This is a genomic window from Paenibacillus campi (assembly GCF_034659835.1).
Taxonomy (GTDB): Bacteria; Bacillota; Bacilli; order Paenibacillales; family Paenibacillaceae; genus Saccharibacillus; species Saccharibacillus campi.
Map to the genome: position 1 here is coordinate 519,674 of NZ_JAXSQZ010000002.1, position 22,265 is coordinate 541,938.

Here is a 22,265-nt window from a genome sequence, read left to right on the forward strand (position 1 = left end):
GCGGCTTTATTTTTACATATTCGTAAACGCTTGCTCGGTGCTTGTGCACGCTTAGGGTAGAAGGTTTCATATATCACCTAACATCATGCCGAAATGATGCTGAAATGGTGGCAAAGTGCTTTGACAAAAGATGGCTGACAGCGTACCATCAGGTATAGGAAGGGGGAAGACGCGTTGAATTGGCTAGGTTCCCTGCAGCAGTTCGGTAGAGCCATTATGCTTCCAACGATGGTGCTTCCAGCTGCAGCCATTCTGCTTAGCGTGGGCGGCTTGCCCTGGGGGACATGGGGATTGCCCATGGTTTCGGAAGTCGCTACGATTGCAGGACAGAGTATATTTCATTATTTGCCTTTTATATTTGCGATCGGTGTAGCGCTTGGCCTTGCCAATCAGGAAGGAACGGCTGGACTCGCAGCATTTGCGGGTATGGCTTTATATGATTATGTGGTCAAGCATTTTAGCGATGCTTTGCTGCAACCATCGACGCTGATCGGCATTATTATCGGTGTGATCGCTGGGGCGGCATACCGCCGTTTCAAAAATGTCCGTTTGCCCGAAGCGATTCAGTTTTTTGGCGGTTCACGGTTCGTGTTATTGTTCATGGGCCTGTTTTCGTCCGTTTTCGCCTGTCTGATGTTATGGCTTGCTCCGCTGTTACAGGAAATGCTCAATGCGTTAACGTGGGTGCTGTCCACAATGGGCGGCTTTGGTCTGTTTCTGTACGGGGCGTTGTATCGGATTTTATCGGCGTTTGGACTGCATCATTTGCTGAACAATATCGTCTGGTTTCAGATTGGATCGTTTGAGGCGCATGGAGATATTGTACAAGGCGATTTGCCGCGCTTTTTTAGCGGCGATCCAACGGCAGGCATTTATATGGCGGGTTTGTATCCAGTCATGATGTTTGCGCTGCCTGCGGCGGCATTCGCGATCATTCAAGAAGCGCGGGAAGACTTAAAGCCCAAAGTTCGCAAAACATTTATGCGGGCGGCATTGGTCTGCTTTTTGACCGGGGTATCGGAACAGATTGAGTTTGCGTTTTTGTTTGCTTCACCGGGGTTGTTTGTTTTGCATATTTTTCTGTCCGGGCTGGCGATGTGGATTACGTATGCGCTCGATATTCATCATGGGTTTTCGTATTCCGCTGGTGCGATCGATTATGTGCTTAACTATCATTTATCAACAAATGCCTGGTTGCTTATTCCGATCGGACTCGTATATGCCGTTATTTATTATAATGTGTTTCGCTATGCGATTCGCACATTCCGCATTCCGACACCAGGTCGGGAAGAAGCGTCCACACTTGGAGATTGGGTGGGCAATATTCCGTATCAGGCACCGCTCATTTTGCAAGCGCTTGGCGGTAAAGAAAATATCGTGCAGGTAGAAGCATGTATTACCCGTCTACGTCTCACGGTAGTGAACGACCGGATGCTCGATGGCAAGGCGTTAAAAGAACTCGGTTCCGCCGGTTTGATCAAGCTTGGCGGCGGCAATGTACAGATCGTATTCGGCACGTATTCGGAGCTAATTCGCGAAGAAATTCGCAAGCTGATGGATCGCGATCTGTCGCATGTCAAATTTTGCGCACCGGTACAAGGGAAGATGATTCCGCTAACCGATGTGCCGGATCAAATTTTTGCGGGCAAGCTTGTTGGTGAAGGGGTAGCGTTTGTACCGGAAAGTGGTGAGCTTGTATCGCCGGTCGCGGGCACGATTATCCATCTGTACCCAACGATGCATGCGCTCGGCATCCGAACGGTGGAGGGATTGGAAATTTTGCTGCATATCGGGATTGATACGTCTCAGCAAAAGGGCTGTTTTGAAGCGCATGTCGCTGCCGGTGATGTGGTGGAAGCTGGACAGTTATTGATCAAGTTCGACCTGGATACTTTGCAAAAAAACGCACCGTCACTTGCGACACCAATGGTAGTTACCAATCCTGACCGCGTGAAGTCATGGAGCTATGCACCTTTTAAACAGGTGAAAAAGGGACAGGGCACGGTAATGTCGGTGGTCATGTATGACAAGAACGGTGGGGAGGAAAAAGCATGATTCAAGGAATTGCGGCTGCTGCTGGAGTAGCCATTGGCAAAGCATTTGTGCTGCCAACCTGGGAATGGGATGTGCCGGATCAAAAGCTGGATGCGGTTGACCTGACTCGGGAGTTTGAACGCTTGTACGAAGGAATTCGTACGTCCAAGCATGAGATCGAATCGATGAAAACCGAATTTTCAGAAATTGCCGGGCCGGAGGAATCGAGCATCTTTGATGCGCATATTGCGATTTTGGAAGACCCTGAATTTATGAACGAAATTCGCGGCATTATTGAACGTCAGTACAAAGCGGCAGAGGTAGCTGTGCAGGAGGCGACCGACCACTTTGTAACGATGTTTGATCTGCTGGATGATGAGTATATGAAAGAGCGTGCTGCCGACATTAAAGATGTGGGCAACCGACTGCTCAAACATTTGCTCGGTGCACCCGAAGTGAAGCTGCCGAGTGACAATGAGCCGTATGTGCTCGTAGCGAAGGAGCTTCCGCCGTCACAGCTTGTGCATCTTAATCCACAGCATGTGCTCGGTATTATTACATTAATGGGCGGCAAAACATCGCATTCTGCGATTATGGCGCGTGCGCTTGGCATTCCGCTCGTTTCGGGACTGGAAGTGGAGCTGGACAGTCTCGTACAGACCGGACAAAAGGTCATCGTGGACGGAGATAACGGGGTAGTACACGTCAGCCCAGATACCGATACGGTAGCGCATTACCGTAAGCTGCGGGAACAGCAACAGCAGCGCAAACAGCAGCTTGAACTGCTGAGCAAAGTCGATTCGGTAACACGCGATGGAGTACGTGTGCGTTTGTCCGCCAATATTAGCTCGGTGAAAGAGCTTGAAATTGCGCTGCGAAACGGTGCCGAGGGCGTCGGTCTGTTCCGGACCGAGTTTATGTATATGGATCGGCAGTCATTGCCAACAGAACAGGAACAGCTTGATATTTATCGTCTTGTTGCCGAGAAGACAAGCGGTGAGCCGGTCGTCATTCGTACGCTGGACATCGGCGGTGATAAAGAGCTGGATTATTTTGAATTGCCAGAAGAAGAAAATCCATTCCTCGGTTATCGTGCGATCCGTATTTGTCTTGATCACCGCGATATGTTCAAAACACAGTTGCGGGCGATTTTACGTGCCAGTGCTCACGGTAAAGTGAAAATTATGTATCCGATGATTTCGTCACTAGAGGAGCTGCGTGCTGCCGGTGATGTGCTAGACGAAGCGAAACGAGAGCTGGATCGGGAAGGGAGCGCTTATGATCGCGGCATCGAAGTGGGCATTATGATCGAGGTGCCGGCAGCGGTAGCGATTGCCGATCTGTTAGCAGGAGAATGCGATTTCTTTAGCATCGGCAGCAATGATCTGGTGCAGTATGTGCTTGCCGTTGATCGGATGAACGAGCATATTGCCCATATGTACAATCCGTATCATCCAGCCGTACTGCGTATGCTGCGTGCGACGGTAAATGCCGCACATGATGCAGGCATACCGGTAAGTGTATGCGGTGAGATGGCAGGGGATGAGCGCTCGTTGCCATTTTGGCTACATCTCGGTGTGCATCGGTTAAGTATGTCTCCACAATCATTGCTGCGCATTAAGCAGTCTGTGTTGCATACGACCGCTCGTGATGCATCTGCGATGGCGTCGGAGTGGATGAAGCTGCGTACAGCAGCGGAAATTGAACGTGAGCTGGACGTGTATGTAAAAGCATTTCATGCGCTTGTACATCAAGATCAAAAGCTCGCTTCACTTGCTTCTTGTAAAGCGAATTGATGCCTGGATGTAGTGTAACTGCATGCGCGATATGTATAGGGTGGCAGTGAACTGCACACGATAAATCATAAGCTAAATGCTAAGCATGCGATCGATCACCGTACTTGCACTCAATCGCGATTACGGTGATTGATTATAATAGAAACAGCAGCGTATCGAGTCGATGATACGCTGCTGTCATAGCGTTGATGATATGAGAACGTGTACGCAAACTCGTATTCCGTACAGCAGTGGTTGATGCACCATTACACCAAGTTTGCGTGCATGTCCTAGTGAAAAAGCGGCTTTCCTTTGCAGGAGAGCCGCTTTTTTATGATCTGTTATTCATGTTTGTTCTGTATGGATGCAGCCTTATTGTATTTCGGTGCTGTCACCGCATTTTGTACATCGATATGACGATCCAACGATTGGATATACTTTCGAACCGTACAGTACCCCAAAATGAATATTTGATACGGTCAAAGTATGAACCTACCTGCGGCAATCTGATTTCACTTAGCAAGCGCATCGCAAAATGCCAACCCATACGGCGGCAAATCAGGCGGACGACGAGCCGAAATAATATGTCCATCCACGACGACAGCTTCATCTTTCCAAATCGCACCGGCATTTTCCATATCATCGCGAATGCCTGGCGTCGATGTAACGGTAATACCGTCCAAAATTTTAGCGGAGATTAGCACCCAGCCAGCATGGCAAATTTGCCCGATCGGTTTGCGTGCTTCATGCATTTCACGCACCAATTCCAGCACTTTTGGATAACGACGTAGCTTGTCCGGCGCCCAGCCACCCGGTACGAGAATGCCGTCGTAATCCGCGCTGTTTAGCTCATCAAAGCTATATTCCACTTGTGCAGGTACGCCGTATTTACCAATATACGTTTTGCCTTTTTCAGCGCCAGCCAGATGCACCTCCGCACCTTCCTCACGCACGCGATAGACAGGATACCATAGTTCCAAATCTTCAAATTCTTCGTCGACGAGTGCAATGACTTTTTTGCCGTCTAATCTCATCTAATCGCTCCTCTCGTATGACTATTTTGAATGCTTATAACTCATTCCTGTTCTATTGTAACAATAACTGTTCAAACGAGCTATCCGTGCAACCAATGAAGCAGAAATGAGCGATTATTAACCCATTTTTGAAATGGAAATGATAACTACCATGAAAGTTACATTGTACAAGAAGGGCGAAAAAAGCGTTAACATTGACAAAAAAATAGATTTTTTAGCCCTTTTTTGATAAGATACTTATGATAGTTGATTATGAAAACGTTCTTACATTACAATATAACTAAAAGGGATGTGTGGGTAAATGGCAAACGTAACGGAATTGACAACGATCGAACAGTTGAATGAAGCTATCGATCATACCGCACAGAAGCCGCTTCTCGTTTTTAAACATAGTACGCGCTGTCCAATCAGTGCAGGAGCGTATCAACAATTTCAGTCCTATCTGGGCAGTCAGCCCAATGAAGATGTCGATTATAGTCTGATTTATGTGGTGGAAAATCGCGATGTTTCGCTGGCAGCCGCAGATGCGCTAGATGTACAACATCAATCACCACAGGTCATTTTGATCAAAGAAGGCAAGCCGGTATGGGACACTTCTCATTCCAGCATTACGGCTGACGCGTTGCGTAAAGCGCTATCTTAAATAATTGTTAACATGATTGCATCATAGTGCAATTTATCGTATTATGAATGTAAATGAAAAATTAAGAAAATCGTTGAAAACATGACGAAAATTTACCTGTAATGGAGAGAATGAACGTGACAGTAACTATTTACGATGTAGCACGCGAAGCCGGCGTCTCTATGGCTACCGTATCTCGTGTAGTCAATAACAATCCGAACGTCAAACCGCAAACCCGTAAAAAGGTGTACGAAGCGATCGAGCGTCTGGGCTATCGTCCAAATGCGGTTGCCCGCGGCTTGGCAAGCAAAAAAACGACGACCGTAGGGGTCGTTATTCCCGATATTTCCAATTCGATTTTCGCGGAAATTGCGCGTGGAATCGAGGATATTGCCAATATGTATCATTACAATATTATCCTTTGTAATGCCGATAAGAAAAAGGAAAAAGAAATTCGCGTTGTGAATACGTTGCTGGAAAAGCAAGTAGACGGATTGCTGTTCATGGGTGGTACGGTTACAGAGGATCATCTGCAAGCGTTTCAAACGGCGGCAGTGCCAATCGTACTGTGCGCAACACGCGATGAAGAAGGTATTATCCCGTCTGTTGATATCGATCATGAGCAAGCCGCTTTTGATGCGGTGAACACGCTTATCCGTCACGGTCACCGCGATATCGCGATGATTAGTGGTACATTGCAAGACCCTGCGAACGGTTACGCTCGTTTTCAAGGATATAAGAAAGCGCTTGAAGCGGCAAATATCGAGTACAAAGAAGACTGGGTACGGATCGGTAACTATCGTTATGAATCCGGTGTGGAAGCGATGAAATATTTTATCGGTTTGAAAAAGCGTCCAACGGCTATTTTTGCAGCTACAGACGAAATGGCGATCGGTGCGATTCATAGTATTCAAGATGAAGGCTTGAAAGTACCGGACGATTTCTCGGTCATTTCGGTGGACAATATCCGCCTTGCTTCGATGGTTCGCCCGCAGCTTACTACTGTGGCACAACCGATGTATGATCTGGGTGCAGTGGCGATGCGTCTGCTCACCAAGCTGATGAAAAAGGAAAATGTAGACAACTCGCGTGTTATTTTGCCGCATGAGACGATTTTGCGTCTGTCTGTGAATCAGCGTTAATACGAGTTTGAATGGACGATAAGTCTGTTATCTGTTATAGCCTGCTTGTAGGAAGTACATCCTGCAGCAGGCTATTTTGGTTGCAAGTATTGTAGCTATTCGTAGTTGTATTCATGTTATATAGCACAAAAAAGCGCCTCTCCTATAATCTACGAGAGGCGCTTTATACTATTTTTGGCAAGGCAAGTCAGCAGCCAATAAGCAATTGTACGATCACTGCATTAAACGAGGTATGGGTATCCCAATTTCATTTTAATACGATCCAACACCACAATCCGACACGATGCACATAGGATGCAATATTCATAACATCCTATTCACATCTGCTCGTATTCAGCTCCACCTTATTGTGCTTGTGCGGCTGCAGATGGTGCTGACGATTTTTTGCCGTTGACAGCGACCACATAGAACCAGCCGCCTTTGGTGGAGCCAGCGTTATATTGGAACGCCGTGTCTCGTACCGTACCTACAAGGCTGAAGGGGCCGCCATTATTCTGACTAAAATACACTTTGTAACCGGTCGTTGGTTGAGCGGATGCTGCCCAGCTCACATTGACGATGCCGGAGCCGTCTGCTTGTGCACTTACTCCAGAAGGTGCGGCAGGTGCTTCTGTATTCGTTTCGCCAGGCGTATTTTCACCTGTTTCCATCCCCGGTTTGTCCATCTCGGGAACTTCTTCGCCTTCTACTTCTACAGGCGGCAATGGCGTTGGAATCGAGCTGTAGCTGACCGAGGCGCTTGGCGATGATTCATGCCCGCCCACATCGACCGCTGTTACATAAAATGCCGTATTGCCATTGCCGGATACGGTAGAGCTAAAGCTTCCTGTACCGAGGCGACCGGATTTTTGATATTGATACGATCCACCGTCGCCACTAGAGCGGTACAGACGGTAACCGACCACATCGGCTGAGCTGCTGCCGTTAAATGTAATGCTTGCATTCGTGCCATTGATCGCAATACGCACATTGCTTGGTGCGGTTGGCGGATTGCCGTCATCATGACGCGGATCGACTTGAGTCGGTGCATCAGCACTAGCATCTTCCGGCAAATAGTGACTTAGTGAATAGCGATTGCCTTTCATTTTGGACAAAGCGTTTTGCAAATCTTTGATCAATTGCGAGATTGGCATTTCGCGTTTCACTACCGTGCGCTGGCTAACCATATCGTCCGGTGTGCTGTCCTGTGGAATATAGTTGACTCCGTTGTACGTAATGTACTTGGCGTACGATACGCCATCATCGAAGTCTTTTGGTACATATTTGGCATTGAAAATATCGGTGACGAGTTTGCCCGAAGCGCGTGTTGCGCTTGTTGGCAATTTGCCGCTATAACCGGATACCGTCTGAGTGACGATACCGTCCGGTTTGCTGAACGAATCGGTCTGGAACAGCTCGGGATCGCGATCGGTCACTTTGTTCATAATCGCTGCCCAAATTGTCCGTGCACGCTTTTTGCCGTCATTGGATAGCGTATTGATCGGTTCACGATAACCTGCCCATACGCCAAGCGTCACATCCGGCGTATAGCCCATAAACCATACATCTGCATAGTTTTGCGTCGTACCTGTTTTGCCGGCAATTGGAATTTTGCCGTATTTGTGAAATAGACTTTGCATCGAGCGTCCGGTACCGTCGGAGCTGGAGATGACCGTACGCAGCATATCGGTCATCAAATACGCGGTTTGTGTGGAAAAGACGCGTTTTGGATCAGCTTCGTGTTTGTAAACGGTAGCGCCGTACGGATCATCGATTTGTCGGATCATATATGCATCATTGTATACACCTTGATTCGGAATCGAACCGTACGCATTCGTCAATTCCTCTACTGTTACCCCGTATTTCAGACCGCCGAGCACACCGGTTTGAGCGGAATAATCGGCATCCTGAATCGTCGTAATGCCAAGCTTTTTGGCAAATGCCCATGCTTTGTCGATACCGACTTTGTTTAAGAAAATTTTCAGTGCTGGCAAGTTGAGCGATTCATTGAGCGCTGTACGTGCTGTCACAAGCCCTTGATAACGCCCGTTAGCATTGCCTGGAATATGGAAGCCTTTGCTGCCATCTTTCAGTATAATTGGCGCATCGTCCAAAATGCTTGCCGGTTGTACGGCTCCGCTTTCAAGTGCGGGCAAATAAGCGGCAATCGGCTTCATTGCCGAGCCTGGCTGACGCGTCATCTGGGTAGCATAGTTCATTTGTTCTTCCTGGAAGTTGCGTCCTTCGATCATGCCGAGAATTGCCCCGGTTTTGTGATTGATCATCATCGCTGCCGTTTGTTCTTTGCCTTTTGTTTTGCTGTCTGGGGAGAAGTTGCTGCTGTCTTCAGCGACTTCATGCATCGTATTGTAAACCGATTTGTTAATCGTCGTATAAATGCGATACCCGCCGGTCAGCAATTTTTGTCTTGATTCTTCAAACAGTTGATTATATTCCGCCGTTGAAAGTTTGGACGTATCCAGCTTTGGATTTTCTTTTTTCATAATCAACAGCGCGCCTTGACGCTCGATTTCCATCATCAAATACGGATAGGTGGAATACGCTTTGGCAGTTGATTTGGCAAGTGCACCTTTAATGTTAAAGGCAAGCGCGTCATTGTATTGGCCGCTCGTAATTTTGCCCAGCTCTTGCATGCGCTTGAGCACAAGCTGTTGCCGCTGTACGGCACGTTTGAAGCCTGCTTCATTAAATTTACCGCCGCTGCTAAACGCGGAGTAGGCACTTGGCAATTGCGGCAGACCGGCGATATAAGCCGCTTCTGCAATGTTGAGTTGCTCCAAATCATTGATGCCAAAAATACCTTTGGCGGCTGCTTTAATCCCAAAAATATTATAGCCGTTGGAGCCTTTACCAAACGGCATTTTGTTCAAATAAGCAGTCAAAATTTCGTCTTTCGTCAAAAAGCGTTCAATTCGCATCGACAACAGCATTTCTTTAATTTTGCGATCTGCCGTTTTATCTGCACTAAGAAACACACGTCTGGCAAGCTGCTGGGTAAGTGTACTGCCGCCCGTCTGAACGGATTCGTGCAGCACTTTTTGTTTGACGGCACGGAGTGTACCGTTCATATCCACACCCATATGTTCATAAAAGCGGTTATCTTCGATGGAGATAATGGCATTGATAACGGATTGTGGAATTTGGTCAAATGTCACCAGACGCCTGTCTTCTTCCGTACGCAGCTGTCCAATTGGAGAGCCGTCACTAAAATAGGCAAACCCGGTTACGGCGTTTTCATTAATAGCTTTAACAATCTCATCACGTGAACGTACTGGCTCGTCTTTTACAATTGCAGACACATAACCGAGCATCATTCCCCCACCAAGCAATCCAACCGTAACGCAGAAAATAACGGTCCACTTGAATGTGAGCCAAATTCTGCGCCCCCAAGTACGGCCACTGGAAGTACTAGCAGGTTTTGTGGATGGGCGATTGTCATTCTTTTCAGCCATTCTTTTTCCCCCTTTTACCAGCCACTATTATAGCATAAAATACTAGTCAGCAATCAGTTTCTTATGGAGCATAAGTGCGGGATAGGTCAAAAGTCGGAGTATGCTATGATTGACTTGTTGTAAGCAGTCGTGATATAAAGGTAGGTATATTTAAGTTTGGCAACAATTTCATAGGTGAAAAGCGTGGACAGACGCCCAGTAGAAGTGGAGAGCACTCTTGACAGAGAGCCGGTGGTTGGTGCAAACCGGTAGAGACTTCCTTTGAATTACACGTCCTGAGCTGTCTGGCAGTCCTCTGTATTCGTTTGTTCCTTAACAGGAGACGCGATACCGTTCTGTCCGACCGGAATATCCATTCCGTTATGTCAATGAAGTGGGAATCAGCCTGTTGAAGCTAGTTTATGATGCTGAATCGTTGTGTATATTCGTCCTGTCATGGACGTGAATAGGCACGTACGAGGAAGCAATGATAAGCGGTGAGACGGTAAGGCGATTTCAATTAGGGTGGTAACGCGAGACTTGCTCGTCCCTTGTGGGGCGGCAGGTCTTTTTGTGTTGTGCTGCCTTTAAGGAAAAGACATTTATCGGTCTGTCATCCGCGCTTAATCTGTGTTATGTACGCATAATGATTCATCTATCATGTGCGCATGGTCGTCAATATAATGAAAAGAGGGACAAAACAATGGCAAAATGGGAACAACTAACCGCTCAGCAGCAAGCAGAAGTTGAACGTCAGCTGAGTGTGATCCAACGCGGTACGGTAGAAATCGTACCGGAAGATGAACTGCGCAACAAAATTATGAAATCGCTCGTTACCGGCAAACCATTGACCGTAAAACTCGGTCTTGATCCGTCAGCGCCGGATATTCATGTCGGTCATACGGTCGTTTTACAAAAGCTGCGCCAGTTTCAAGAGCTTGGTCATGTTGTACAGCTAATTATCGGTGATTTTACCGGACGTATCGGTGATCCGACCGGCAAATCTGAAACGCGCAAACAACTGACTGAAGAACAGGTGAAACATAATGCCGAAACGTACCAAAAGCAGATTAGCAAAATTCTTGATCCCGCGAAAACGACCGTATACTTTAACTCTGAATGGTTAAGCCCGATGAGTTTTGCCGATGTCGTTAATTTGGCGGCAAAAGTGACGGTAGCCCGTATGATGGAGCGCGATGATTTTACGAAGCGTTTTCAAGGCGGCTTGCCGATTAGCATTCATGAGTTTTTCTATCCGCTGATGCAAGGAATGGATTCGGTGGCATTGGAAAGCGATATCGAACTTGGCGGTACAGATCAGAAATTTAACTTGCTGATGGGTCGTACGCTGCAAAAAGAATACGGCAAAGAACAGCAAGTGGCGATTATGTTACCGTTGATCGAAGGTTTGGACGGCGTGCAAAAAATGAGTAAAAGCCTAGGCAACTACATCGGTATCGACGAGCAACCGAATGAAATTTACGGCAAAGCGATGAGCATTCCGGATGAGCTGATGGCTAAATACTACGAGCTGGCAACCGACATTAACAATGACGAGCTGGAAGTGTTGAAAAAAGGTCTGGTAGATGGCACCGTTCATCCACGTGATGCCAAAATGAATTTGGCGTATACGTTTGTACGAATGTACCACGGTGTGGAGGCAGCGGAAGCGGCGAAAAATCATTTTGTGACCGTATTCCAGCAGCGCGCGCTGCCGGATGATATTCAGGAGTTTGTACTGGAACCGTCCCAACTTGAAGATGGTCGCATCGGTGTCGTTGAGCTCGTAAGCTTGCTTGGTTTTGCCGCATCGAAAAGTGAAGCACGGCGCAGCATTCAGCAAGGTGCACTGAAAGTAAATGAGCAAAAGCTGGATGATGTGAACGCAGCGATTGAGCCGAAAGATGGTGATATCGTACAGGTGGGCAAACGTAAATTTGCCAAACTGAAGCTGTCTTAGTTTTGCTCGCTAAAATAAGCAATTATTGCTGATCGGCTGTCGTTTATCGATTGTGTTTATGCATAAAACAGCTTATTTGCCTGAAAAAGCGCCTCCAATTACGGAGGCGTTTTTTCTGTCGAAATTTTACATAGTATAGTTCATCATTTATTACAGTATTGTCGATATTGAAAGTATAGAGCCTTATATATTAGGAGGAGAAAGCATGCTGAAATACCGTTTCCGCAGTATTAAAACGAGAACGATGGCAACGTTAATCCCGATCGTACTGATTACGCTGATTTTGATTAGTCTGGTGTCGTATTTATTTTCGCGCGCCTCATTAAGCGAACAGGTCGATCAAAGCACGATCAAATCGCTACAACTGATTACGAATGACATTAACGCCCAACTTGTCAATCATGCTGCTTTCGTCTCAGCGATGGCAAGTGTTGCCGGCACACTTGAAGGAAGTACAGCGATTGCAAATTATGGCCAAATCGGCATCGACAATTTAAAATTTGCTCCATTCACGTATGGAACAGGTGTCTTTTTTGCGAATGGCGCGTATGCGCCAAATGTGAAATATCGTTCGATTTATGCGTATCGTGAAGGCGATCAACTTAAAGTGACACAGACGTACGATGATCCTGCCTATGATTATTTAAACCAGACATGGTATACCGATAGTACAGCAGCACAGGGGAAAGTAGCTTATACGGAGCCGTATTATGATAAAACACTGAATTTGACGCTCATTACAGCCGGGCAAGCTTTTTATAAACCGAACGGTGGCGCGCTCGCTGGTGTAGCTACAGCCGATCTCGATTTGAGCAATATCGAAAATACGGTGCGTAAGCTTGATGTTGGCAACAATGGCAGTGCGATTTTGTTTGACAAAAACGGTATGGTGCTGGCGAGTGGCACATCGTTGACCAAACAGGGAGCACAAGCATCGACCGTACTTGGAGCAGACCTATCTGCTAACATGTTGCAAAATGATACAGGCGAAGGGGTGCTGCATGCCGCTGTAAACGATAAAGTGATCTATGGTACGATCGCGCAAACAGGCTGGAAGATCGCTGTGTTGCTGCCGCTTGCCGAAGTGGAGCGACCGATGAATCAATTGTTGCTGCTGCTTAGTGCGGTTGGCATCGTCGGCTTGTTGATCATTTTGGCTTCAATCTGGTGGAGCAATCGCGATCTGATTCGCGAAATTCAGACGATTCGTAAGCTGAGCGGACAGATGGCAGAAGGCGATTATGCGCACCATTTGCAAACGACACGCCGCGATGAATTTGGACAGATGTCGGAAGCCTTTAATGGAATTATGGCAGGTACATCGACGATTGTCGGCACATTGCGTGAAGAAGCCAATACGATTCATCATTCTGCTGATCGCTTGTCCAAGGGCATGCAGCAAGCCGCCGCTGAAGCGCGCTTTAATGTGGAGCAGATGGAGCAGTTGCGCCAAGGTGCGGAAGTGCAGTTAATCTCTACATCTGAAAGCACAACCGCAATGGAGGAAATGGCGATCGGCATTCAGCGAATTGCAGAATCGGTACAACAAGTATCGGAAGCGACATATGGCATCGAGGCCAAAACAGAGCAAGGCAATGAACATATCGGTAAAGTAAACCAGCAAATTCATATTGCCAAAGGTGCATTAGATGAAGTGGGCGAAGTGATCCAATCGTTGAACGAACGCTCCGAACAGATCGGAGAAGTGATTCATTTTATCCATGAGATTAGCCAGCAAACGAAATTGCTCGCTTTAAATGCATCGATCGAAGCGGCACGTGCGGGAGAACATGGACGCGGTTTTGCGGTTGTCGCCGCCGAGATCGGCAAACTAGCGGAAAGTGTCGGTACATCGGCAAGCCGAATCACATCCCAAGTTGGCGAAATGCAGCAAGAAACACGTAATGCACTGCAAGGAATGCAGGAAGGCAGCTTACAAGTAGGCAATGGATTGCAGCTGCTCGATGAGATTAAGGAACGTTTTGCCTTGATTCGTACGGATATCGCTCGTGTTGCCGATGAGGTACAGGAAGTATCGTCGGCATCGGAACAAATGTCGGCAGGCTCGGAACAAATTAGCGCATCGCTCACTCAACTGGCGAATATCGCGCGCACATCGGCTACGTATTCAACCGAAGCGCTGGAGCGTTCGCGTCATCAGCTACATTCACTGGACGAGCTGAATAGTTCGACCGATTCGCTCCAGGAAGTTACGGTGAAGCTGAACGAAGTGATCGGCAAATTCCGAATTCGTGAGTAGATGTAACAGGTGAGCTTAAGCATGCGCTAAAGTATAGCTGGAGTGAAATAGAAAAGGAATACGGGCAAATCCAAATTAATATGCCTCAAGACTGCATACATCGTGTATGCAATCTGTGCACAATGCATTGCTGGGCGTATAAAGCTTTGCTATAACGGGTGTCCATTAGGGAATCTTCATATTAACGAAGGTTCCTTTTTTGGTGAATACCTATGTAGATCGAGCGCACTATGAAATAGCAACCGATGCGAAAACTAATTTTATTATAAATTTATTTTGGAGCAACAAAACCATCACTGCGTGTAACTTAAGGTAAAAACGCTTTTGACGATTTTGGCAATCAAAGAGCTGAATATAAACAACATATCGTCCAAAATGAGAGTAAAACAAAGCTAAATATATGCGTCATTTAACCGATATATATAAATTGTGACGTGAACAACGCATCACTACATACAAAAGAGGAGACAAAATCATGCTGCAAAAATTGCAATTTAAAAGTATCCAGGCACGCACATTAAGCACGCTATTACCGATCGTGCTCATCGTGGTTATATTGATTAGTTTGCTGGCTTATCAGTTTGCCAAACAAAAACTGAATGAGGAGATGGGCAGAACTGCCAACAGCACATTAGTTGGCGTGACTTCAAATATTAATGAGCAAGTATCACGCAATTCCATTATCGCCACTTCGCTGGCAAATGCGGTTGGACAGAGCGGTTCGGCGATGACGATGGAGCAATATGCACAACTGGTAGAACGCTGGACGATCATGAATCCGATGACGTACGGAACTGGAATTTATCTAGCATCTGATGTGTATAATGATGGCAAAACATATCATTCAGTCTATGCATCCAGAGATGGCGATCGTATTAGTGCGACATTTGAATATGATGCGGCGGAGTACGATTATTTAAATCAGTCGTGGTATACAGGGACATTGAACAATTTCGATAACATTTATTATACTGAGCCTGAATTGGATACAAAGACGAATATTCGTATGATTACCGCAGGCAAAACGATTCGCAATAGTGTTGGACAGGCGATTGGTGTAGCGACTGCTGATTTTAATATTGGCAGTATTCAGGATTATGTAGGCAATATGAACATTGGCAATGTAGGACATGCTGTTTTGCTTGATCATACCGGTCTTGTACTGGCGAGCAGTCAGGCGGATTTGAAGCCAGAGCAGCCGTTTAGCGGAGCGGATGGAGTGAATAAACAAGCATTAGCATTAATCGAAAGTCAGCCGAAAGGCACGACATCGGTAATGTTGAACGGTAACGCGTATATGCTTTATTTTAATACATTGAAAGATACCGGCTGGAAGACGGCGGTATTGCTATCGGAAGCCGAAATTCAACAGCCTGCACGCGAAATGCTGAATACATTGCTTATTATCGGTGCCGTGAGTCTGATTGTGCTAACAGCAGCGATTTTGTGGAACAATTTGGGCATGATTCGTCAAATTCGTAGTATGATGCATATGAGTCGCCGTATGGCGAATGGTGATTATTCCGGTCGTTTGCAGGTCGATCGTAGAGATGAATTTGGACAGATGGCAACGGAGTTCAATCGTATTTTGGCAGCGACGTCGCAGATCGTGCGCAAGCTTAGTTTGCAAGCCCATGCGATTCGCGATACATCGGCTGAAGTAGCTCACCGTTCTGCCGCCAATGCGGAGGCAGCCAAATACAATGTGGACGAGCTAAAACAAGTCGAGCGGGATTCAAGCACCCAGTTGCAGGCGACAGACGAAAGCACACTAGCGATGAACGAGATGGCGATCGGTGTGCAGCGAATCGCGGAGTCGGTACAAGAAGTCGCTGAAGCGGCGCAGCAGATGGAGCAGCAGACGCGTACAGGCAGCGAGCAGCTACGCAAAGCGGTCAAGCAGATCGATTCCGCCAAGCTCGTTATGGATGAGTCCGGCAAAATGGCAAGTATGTTACATGAGCGTGCATTGCAAATTAACGGTATTATCGATATTATTCATGGCATTAACAAACAGACGACATTGCTGGCGCTAAACGCCTCGATTGAAGCGGCTCGTGCCGGTGAAGCCGGGCGTGGATTCGGGGTCGTCGCCACCGAAATTAGCAATTTGTCCGGTCATGTAGCAGACTCGACACGCATGATCACCGAACAGATTAAAGCGATGCAAGAAGAAACGGCAACCGTGCTTGCCGGAATGGACAATGGGGCGATTCGTGTTACTAAAGGCATGGCTTCATTGCAAGAGACGAGCCTTTTATTTGAACAAATTCAGCAAGGGGTAGAGCGCATGTCTGCCGAAATTCAGGAAGTATCCTCTGCCTCAGAAGAAATGTCGGCAGGCTCTGAACAGATTAATGCTTCATTGGAAAACTTGGCAGAGATCGCTAACTATACTGCACAGCGTGCCTCGGTAGCAGCGGAACGTTCGACTGATCAGTTGGAATCGCTGGAGCGTCTGGAAACGTCCGCTCATTCCTTGCAACAAGTTGCCGATGTGCTGAATGAATTAGTTGCCCAGTTTAAGACGGAAGCAGAAGTGACAGAGGCGACGCCGACGCTGGAGGCAAATGACGCTACTGATCCGGCTGCCCTAGATAGAGCGCCTACAGCAGTTGAACATGAACATGATGAATCGGAGACAGCAGCTAACGAGCACGATCAGAACGTACAAGCGAAACGAATCTCATAACGATACATTCGTCATCGCTCAGTACGAAGTCATACGCTGTAAAATAAATAGCCTGACCTTTATTGCCATGCATAGCAGGTTATAAAGGTCAGGCTATCGCTATATCAATCTGTAACATTTACGCGCGCCATGATGCAGACGAGTATACGAAAAGCAAATTTCGCACCGTTACGTTACATACCGGATCATTACATACTCGATCGCAGAGTAAATTAGCAAACAAAAAAGCGCCGGAATATTCCGGCGCTTCGGGTTCGTTAAGATTAACGGTTGTACCACTCAACGATTTGTCTTTCGTCGATGTCTTGAGTCAGCTCAGAGCGCTCAGGCAGACGAATGTATTTCGCTTCAACTGCTGCTTCGTTGAATTCAACGTAAGCTACCAGATGAGTGCGGTTTTCCAGAGCTTCTTTAACAGAGCTCAGACCACGACTTCTTTCACGCAGACCAATAACATCACCTGGTTTTACGGAGTAAGAAGCGATATCTACTTTTTTGCCGTTTACAGTCACGTGACCGTGAGCAACGAGTTGGCGTGCGCCAGGACGGCTGTTCGCGAAACCAGTGCGGTAAACGAGGTTGTCCAGACGGCTTTCCAGCAGGAACATAAAGTTCTCACCAGCGATACCGGACATTTTTTGTGCTTTTGCAAACAGAGTTGCGAATTGTTTTTCACCCAGACCGTACATGAAACGCAGTTTTTGTTTTTCTTGCAACTGCATACCATAGTTACTCATTTTTCTGCGTTGGTTTGCACCATGTTGTCCCGGAGGGAAAGGGCGTTTCAGTTCTTTACCAGTGCCGCTCAGGGAAATACCTACGCGACGGCTAAGTTTAAATTTTGGACCAGTGTAACGTGCCATTTATAGCAAGCTCCTTTTTAAATAAATATAGTTGGTTAATATCGGGGCTTTGGGTCTTTGATTCATGTTGCCGCGTTTTGTCTGTTGTGGGTCGGATAGAAAACCGCACTACTACTAGGAGAGTTCAGCCGCTGTCCTAGTAGCGACAAAAAGCGCGAGGGTGAAACAACGTTACGCCCAAATAAGAATCTATCCATTCTTCATCAAGGATAAATTATATCTCATCAAAAATAGCAAAGTCAATCATTTTCGGTTAAATAATTATTGATATTTTTTTTAGAATTGCCGATATAAATAATAAAGCAACTTAGCCCGCATTTGACTGAAAATGTAATCGGCTTTTCGGTATAACATAAGCGATGGCAAGTATGCATAGAGCGATTTATACTATTTTTGTTTAACTTTTTCTTTTTCTGGATAACATCATGTTAAAATGACATATACGTATGTAACTGTATAGATTACAGCTAACGTGCATACACATTTTATGGAATATACAGGGTAGAAATTGGGGAGGCTTTTATGTCAAACAATTCGTGGAACTCGCCTGCACATAACTGGCGTGCTGAAGATCAAATGACCTCATATCCGGTCGTACCAGTGGCAGACGAATCGTTCTGGCTGCAACATGTCGATATTACAGCCTCTGATTTCCCACATATTGAGCCATTGCTGGAGGAGAGCTTATCCGAATGGTTGCAGCAAAATCGAGCGTTGGACAGAGTGTGCAAGGCAAGCTGGTTTTTGTTCAGCGATGAATTAAAACCGCTTGTGCGTCCAAATCATTCACATGATGACCTGTGTGAACAGGTGCAAAAAATAGCTGGTGAAGCGTTGCGACTGCGTGTCCCTGTCGAAAGTCAGCTCGATTTTAACGCTGCTGGGGGGCATATGCTTGCGATGCCGCTGTACACACGCAAACATCAGAAATGTTTTGCACTGCTTGGCTGTATCGCTGCTGCCGAGCATCCATTGTCTTTGAACGAACTGGAGATTTTGGGCATGTATTATGTGGCGCTATTTTACAAACGGTTTGAATATACGTATGTGGCGGATATGCTTTATTCCGCTAAAATCGTAGAACGTGAAGCACAACGTCGTTCGGTACTGTTTCAGATGATCCAGCGCATGTACGATAAATTCGAGATTGATGATCTGATTCATGAAATGTTCGATATCGTCGATCAAATGTACCCACAGGTACGATTTGAGCTGCTGGTGGCGCAAGATTACGAAAGTAGCATTCCACGCGTCAAGCTACTGCAATTGCAAAATCCGCTGGAAGATATGTGTGTACGTTCGTTTACGACAGGCCAGGTAGCGATGGAAGTGCATTCCCGCTCTGAAGGTCATTCTGATCGTATGGAGACGGCGATTCCGCTGATGGGCAAGCAGGGCGTATACGGCGTATTTCATTTATTATCCGATGTGCCGCTGGACGAGGAAGACTTGGAGCTGCTGGCGGTAATTGCCGATGCAGCGGGGCGTACATTTGAAAATGCGAAGCTGTATGAGCAGTCCAAGCTGATGAATGAAGACTTGCGTCTTATTAATGATATATCGAAACGGATGAACCAAAGTTTGCATTTGCAGCAAATTTTCAAATTTGCGGCGGATGAGCTGCTTGAAGTGTTTGGCGCTGACTTTGTAGTTGTGATGTATTTGGACCCAGCACAAGGGCGGTTTGAAGTGATCGATGGCAATGTGGACACGCTCATTGGCGGAACGGTGGAGAAGGATGAAGGGCTGACCGGTATGTTGTATCGTGATCAGGAGCCGATCATATTGTCCGACTATTGCAGCAATCCGAGCGTAGAGTCTGTGTTTATGCGTGCAACCGGGGCATGCTCGATGATTGCTTCACCGATGATGAGCGGTGGAGAAGTGAATGGGGCGATTTTTCTCGGGCATCGGGATCGGCGCTATTTTTCCTATGATAACTTTAAATTGTTACAGGTTATTGCGACCCATATCGGTCTGGCGGTATCCAATGCTAGCCTGCATGCCGAATTAAGCCGGATGGCGAGCAAAGACGCATTGACCGGTCTCTATCAGCGTCGCTATCTGGATGAATCGATCAAAAATTATCAAAATGCGACCTATAGCGGCGCATTGCTAATGGTCGATATCGATAAATTCAAAGCGGTGAACGATACGTACGGTCACCAGGTCGGTGACGAGGTGCTTAAACAGGTGAGCCGGATTATTCAGCGTCTAACTCATGATGGCGATATTGCCGCTCGTTGGGGTGGTGAGGAGTTAGCCGTCTATTTTCCGCAAGTGGATAAAAGCCGTGCGCAGACGATTGCAGAAGAAATACGCATGAGCGTAGCTCAAGAAACGAATCCGACGGTAACCGTATCGTGCGGCATTGCGGATTGGAACTGGAAAGATCATGATGTGAGCGTCGAATCGTTATTTTATCGTGCTGATCGTGCACTATATCAGGCGAAGCATAGCGGACGTAATCAAGTGTGCCTCGATCTGAGTCTCCGCTCTTAAGCTGCCATGTGTAGCTCAAACGAGTAGCTTGACCAGTTTACTTATGCTATCTGATCGATTCCATCGTCTGAACATACCCCTTCCTACATCACACGATATATGACGTTAAACTCTACACGCAGTGTGATCTGCCTACAGGATGCGAGATGCAGCGAACGGAGGGAAGGAAATAAGGGGTAAGGACGAACTTCAATGTTTGCGGCTTTCAGACACCGGAATCTACATTCCCTCCTCATCGGTAGATTGCTGTGCGAGACGGGCGTCCGTCCCCTTATTCCGTACCGCAGTGGTAGCTGCTCCAGCACATCAGGTTTGCGTACAAGTCCTAGTAGGCTGTCTCAAATGGAAATTGTGTTTGAACGTACCTTAACCTATTCATCATCAAGTGAGGGGGAGATCGACAAACTGTAAATGTATTTGAGACAAGCTACTAGTAGGCTGACCGCGTTAAATAAGTAGTTTGCTAGTGCAGAGCAGCGATGTTATCCTGCTACAATTCCAGTGTATTCTCATAAGATAAAGTGAATGAGACACTGAATGTAAGCTGGTCAGCCTACTAGAAAATATAACCCAATAACATACAGCAGTTAAATCGACCCGTCGTATATGTCCTTGTTAGCGGACATTACGGCGGTTTTGTGTGTCAGCAGGCACCAATCTATTGCAGATCATATGGCTTGAATTAAAGACAATTGCTATCCAACATGGTAAACTAAACGATGAATAATTAACCGTTGTTCAAAAACTGGAGAGGATGAATATAAATGCAGGACCCAAGAGTAGCAACATTAGCCAGAAATCTGGTGCACTATTCGGTTGATGTACAGCCAGGTGAAAACGTACTGGTGGAAATGATCGGAACCGAGCGTGATCTGCTGAACGCTATTATCGATGAAATCGGAGCGCGTGGAGGCAATGCGTTTGTACAATTGATCGACCGTAAAGTGCAGCGCACGATGCTGATGAATGCAACCGAAGACAGTCTAATGACATGGGCAGCGCTCGATTTGGAGCGGATGAAACAGATGCAAGGCTATATCGGTATTCGTGCTGGTGAAAATATTAACGATCTGGCTGATGTGCCGGATGATAAGTTTACTATGTATAACCGTCTCTATCACCATGTCGTACATAGCGAGCAACGTGTGAAGCATACGAGATGGGTTGTGCTGCGCTATCCTAATGCAAGCATGGCGCAACTGGCGGGCATGAGCACCGAAGCGTTTGAAGATTTTTATTTTAGCGTATGCAATCTCGATTACGCCAAAATGGACAGAGCTCAAGATGCGCTTAAACAATTGATGGATCGTACCGACAACGTTCGGCTCGTTGGCAAGCAGACCGATCTGACATTTTCGATTAAAAATATCGGCGCGCAAAAATGCTCTGGTCATCGCAATATTCCGGATGGCGAAGTGTATAGCGCACCGGTACGTGACTCGGTTAACGGTATGATTACGTACAATACGCCAACTATCTACAATGGCACCAGCTTTGAAAATGTCAGCTTCCGTTTTGAAAACGGTAAAATTGTAGAAGCGACAAGCAACGATACCGCGAAGCTGAACAGCATTCTCGATTCGGACGAAGGCGCACGTTATATCGGTGAGTTTGCAATCGGTTTTAACCCGCATATTTTGCATCCGATGAAAGATATTTTGTTTGATGAGAAAATTGCCGGTAGCTTCCATTTCACACCTGGACAAGCGTATGACGAAGCTGACAATGGCAATCGTTCTGCGGTGCATTGGGACCTTGTGTTCATCCAACGTCCGGAATACGGTGGCGGCGAAATTTATTTTGATGATGTGCTAATCCGTAAAGACGGACGATTTGTGTTGCCTGAACTGGAGCCGCTTAACCCGGAACATTTAAAATAAATCGTCTCGCAATATAATACAATTCCGGCGTTAAATCCGCTAACAAAAAGGGTTATAAGATAGGTAGGGC

Annotated in this window: 12 protein-coding genes; 9 read left to right on the top strand and 3 right to left on the bottom strand. The window is 46.6% G+C overall.

Translation table 11 applies throughout. From position 1 onward, the window contains the following. Nucleotides 1-174 precede the first annotated feature (174 nt). Together U1I11_RS07425 and ptsP are read left to right on the top strand one after the other, a co-directional pair. Complete coding sequence (locus U1I11_RS07425) at nt 175-2,055, top strand: glucose PTS transporter subunit IIA (protein WP_322905243.1); 1,881 nt, start codon at nt 175-177, stop codon at nt 2,053-2,055. Continuing rightward, nucleotides 2,052-3,830, top strand: a complete 1,779-nt coding sequence (ptsP, locus tag U1I11_RS07430; protein ID WP_322905245.1) for a phosphoenolpyruvate--protein phosphotransferase — start codon at nt 2,052-2,054, stop codon at nt 3,828-3,830. Before U1I11_RS07425 ends, ptsP begins: the two co-directional genes overlap by 4 nt. Nucleotides 3,831-4,321: 491 nt before the next feature. On the opposite strand, the gene U1I11_RS07435 is transcribed toward ptsP, so the two are convergent. Next, nucleotides 4,322-4,843: a type 1 glutamine amidotransferase domain-containing protein gene (locus tag U1I11_RS07435; protein ID WP_322905246.1), complete on the bottom strand. Its 522-nt coding sequence runs from the start codon at nt 4,841-4,843 to the stop codon at nt 4,322-4,324. 301 nt (nt 4,844-5,144) lie between these two features. Between U1I11_RS07435 and ytxJ the strand changes: the two genes are divergently transcribed. Together ytxJ and ccpA are read left to right on the top strand one after the other, a co-directional pair. Then, nucleotides 5,145-5,486, top strand: coding sequence for a bacillithiol system redox-active protein YtxJ (gene ytxJ / locus U1I11_RS07440; RefSeq protein ID WP_322905248.1), 342 nt, complete (start codon nt 5,145-5,147; stop codon nt 5,484-5,486). A 116-nt stretch (nt 5,487-5,602) separates the two neighbouring features. Next, nucleotides 5,603-6,607 carry a catabolite control protein A gene (ccpA, locus tag U1I11_RS07445; RefSeq protein ID WP_322905250.1) on the top strand — a complete coding sequence of 335 codons (1,005 nt, stop codon included), beginning with the start codon at nt 5,603-5,605 and terminating at the stop codon, nt 6,605-6,607. A gap of 344 nt (nt 6,608-6,951) precedes the next feature. Here ccpA and U1I11_RS07450 read toward each other — a convergent pair whose 3' ends face one another. Further along, nucleotides 6,952-10,059, bottom strand: a complete 3,108-nt coding sequence (locus tag U1I11_RS07450) for a transglycosylase domain-containing protein (protein WP_322905251.1) — start codon at nt 10,057-10,059, stop codon at nt 6,952-6,954. A 682-nt stretch (nt 10,060-10,741) separates the two neighbouring features. Between U1I11_RS07450 and tyrS the strand changes: the two genes are divergently transcribed. From tyrS to U1I11_RS07465, 3 genes are all read left to right on the top strand, one after another. Further along, a complete protein-coding gene (tyrS, locus tag U1I11_RS07455) occupies nt 10,742-11,998 on the top strand; it encodes a tyrosine--tRNA ligase (protein ID WP_322905253.1) in 1,257 nt (418 codons plus the stop codon). Between the two features lie 205 nt (nt 11,999-12,203). Further along, nucleotides 12,204-14,258, top strand: coding sequence for a methyl-accepting chemotaxis protein (locus U1I11_RS07460; RefSeq protein WP_322905254.1), 2,055 nt, complete (start codon nt 12,204-12,206; stop codon nt 14,256-14,258). 475 nt (nt 14,259-14,733) lie between these two features. After that, a complete protein-coding gene (locus U1I11_RS07465) occupies nt 14,734-16,950 on the top strand; it encodes a methyl-accepting chemotaxis protein (protein WP_322905256.1) in 2,217 nt (738 codons plus the stop codon). A 263-nt stretch (nt 16,951-17,213) separates the two neighbouring features. On the opposite strand, the gene rpsD is transcribed toward U1I11_RS07465, so the two are convergent. Next, nucleotides 17,214-17,813 carry a 30S ribosomal protein S4 gene (rpsD, locus tag U1I11_RS07470; RefSeq protein ID WP_322905258.1) on the bottom strand — a complete coding sequence of 200 codons (600 nt, stop codon included), beginning with the start codon at nt 17,811-17,813 and terminating at the stop codon, nt 17,214-17,216. A 522-nt stretch (nt 17,814-18,335) separates the two neighbouring features. Here rpsD and U1I11_RS07475 point away from each other — a divergent pair. Further along, on the top strand, nt 18,336-20,315 hold the full coding sequence (locus tag U1I11_RS07475; RefSeq protein ID WP_322905260.1) for a sensor domain-containing diguanylate cyclase: 1,980 nt from the start codon (nt 18,336-18,338) through the stop codon (nt 20,313-20,315). 764 nt (nt 20,316-21,079) lie between these two features. Next, the gene (locus tag U1I11_RS07480) at nt 21,080-22,195 is read left to right on the top strand and encodes an aminopeptidase (protein WP_322905262.1); all 1,116 of its coding nucleotides are present in this window, start codon (nt 21,080-21,082) and stop codon (nt 22,193-22,195) included. The last annotated feature ends 70 nt before the right edge of the window (nt 22,196-22,265 follow it).